3 protein-coding genes are annotated in these 1,915 nt (G+C 72.4%); 1 reads left to right on the forward strand and 2 read right to left on the reverse strand.

The genetic code is table 11. The annotated features are described in order from the left end of the window. Window positions 1–167 precede the first annotated feature (167 nt). A complete protein-coding gene (locus tag AC067J_RS44000; RefSeq protein WP_478308512.1) occupies window positions 168–521 on the forward strand; it encodes a hypothetical protein in 354 nt (117 codons plus the stop codon). A 79-nt stretch (window positions 522–600) separates the two neighbouring features. On the opposite strand, the gene AC067J_RS44005 is transcribed toward AC067J_RS44000, so the two are convergent. Next, window positions 601–939 carry a DsbA family protein gene (locus tag AC067J_RS44005; RefSeq protein WP_478308513.1) on the reverse strand — a complete coding sequence of 113 codons (339 nt, stop codon included), beginning with the start codon at window positions 937–939 and terminating at the stop codon, window positions 601–603. Window positions 940–1,028: 89 nt separating this feature from the next. Next, window positions 1,029–1,915, reverse strand: an 887-nt coding sequence (locus tag AC067J_RS44010; protein ID WP_478308514.1) for a recombinase family protein, incomplete at its 5' end; no start/stop codon positions are given.

Below are 1,915 nucleotides of genomic sequence, written 5' to 3' on the forward strand. Positions count from 1 at the left end.
GTGCGCCGCATCGCGGGGTGCCGTTAACGAGCGGCGAACCAGGTGACAAGTAACCCGCCAGTAGCTTTCGGACCGAAGGGGGCGCATGAGCTGGTCCGCCCGCGCCGTACGGGCACTTCATCTGTCCGGCTGATCCGCCGGGTTCCGCACCCGTACGCTCCAGAGCCATGACCACGACCGTCACCGCCCTGCCCACCGCCGAGCAGGTGCGCGCCCTCGCCGAGTTCGCCGCCGACCAGGTGCAGCAGACCGCCGACAAACTCAAGCAGCGCTTGCCCGAACTGGTGGAAGAACCTCTCTCCGCCGAAGCGGAGCTGATCCTGAGCGTCCCGGAGACCCTGGGCAAGGCCATCAACCACTACGCCCGCCTGCTCCTGGACGCCCTCGACGGCCCGTTCGCCGACCCGGAGGCGGCCCGCTCGATCTGGCGGAGCATGCTGAACACCTGCGTCGTCTGGCGCGACCACCCCGCGCTTCCCGCCGATCTGCGCGACGCGCTGGCCACCGCGGAGCCGCTGTAGCCCCGTCGGGTTGAACAGCGGAGGACCCCGGCGGTGACTTGACCGTCGGGGTCCTCCGCGTCGTGCCGTTCCTCGGCGGTCAGGCTGCGGTGCCGGCGGCTTCGTGGAGCGCTTGGCGGAGCTGGTCGAGCCCGGGCGCCCCGGCCGGGCCCTGCGGGGTGCGGTAGATCCGGCAGGAGAGCGAGGGCCTGGTGCCGGGCTCCGCGAACGGGTCGCGGCCGTCGATCAGGATCGTCGGGGACCCGGTGAAGGCCGACCGCTCGGCGTCGGCCTGGTCGGCGACCACCCGGGTGGTGAAGCCGGTCGCGTCCAGCCCGGCGTCGTCGAGGGCCTGCCGCAGCCGTTCCTCGGCGAGCTGCTGGTGAGGGCAGTCCGGCACGACCAGGACCTCGATCTCCATGTCTCCAGGATCGCTCACGCCGGCGCCGTACGGGCCGAAGGGCCCGACCTCGCCGGACAGTGCTCCGAGAAGCGGGGCGCCGCCCTTCATCCGGTGCGGGGCCGGGATCACTGGACGGCTCCCAACGTCTGCGGCGCCTCGTCGTTCGTACCGCGAGGCTCGGGGACCGCGCCAGCCTTCAGGGCTGCGAAGTCTGCGTGCGCGGCCTCGACGGCCTCGGGATATGCCTCGCGCTTGGCGTGTTCGGCGAGGGCCCGATAGATGCTGGCGACGGAGGGGCTCTGTCCCTTGCGTTTACCGGTGGGGATGATCAGGTCGGGCTGGATCTGCTCGACGGACTCGCCGCCCGCGCGGCGCCGCAGCACGGTGTGGAGCATGTCGTCGGTGATGACCGGGGGCCGGCCGCCGTGCTTGCCCTTGCGGGCCGCGGTGTCGAGCCCTTCCAGGGTGGACTCGCGGATGTTCTCCCGCTCGGTCTCCGCCATCGCGGCGAAGAACGCGAACAGCAGCTTGCCGGGGCCGGTGGGGTCGTAGATGCCGGGCAGGGGCCCGGCGAGCATCTCCAGGACCAGGCCGTGGGCGGTGAGGTGGTCGGCGAGCGCGGTGAGTTCGGCGGCGTCGCGGCCGAGGCGCTTCATCTCGTACACGGTGAAGATGACCCGGCAGTGCGGGGCGTGCGCCTTGACCTCCCGCGCCGTTCGGAGGGCCTCCTCGAACCGGGGGCGGACCCGTACCCGGGTGCTGATCTTCTCGCTGAAGATCTTCTCCCTGGGGATGCCGTGCTTGCTGAGCGCGTCGAGCTGGGAGTCGAGTTCCTGCCCGAGGGTCGAGCAGCGGGCGTAGCCGATGCGGATGTCCGCGCTCGGCAGCTCCGGGTCGATCGGCGCCGGCGGCGGGGTGCCCGGCCGCCACGGCCGGCCCGGGCCGCGGTCGGCCGGGGTCGGCACCCGCAGCGCCTTCTTCAGCCGGGGCACCATGGTGAAGCGGCGGGTGT

The organism is Kitasatospora sp. NPDC042419 (genome assembly GCF_056437345.1).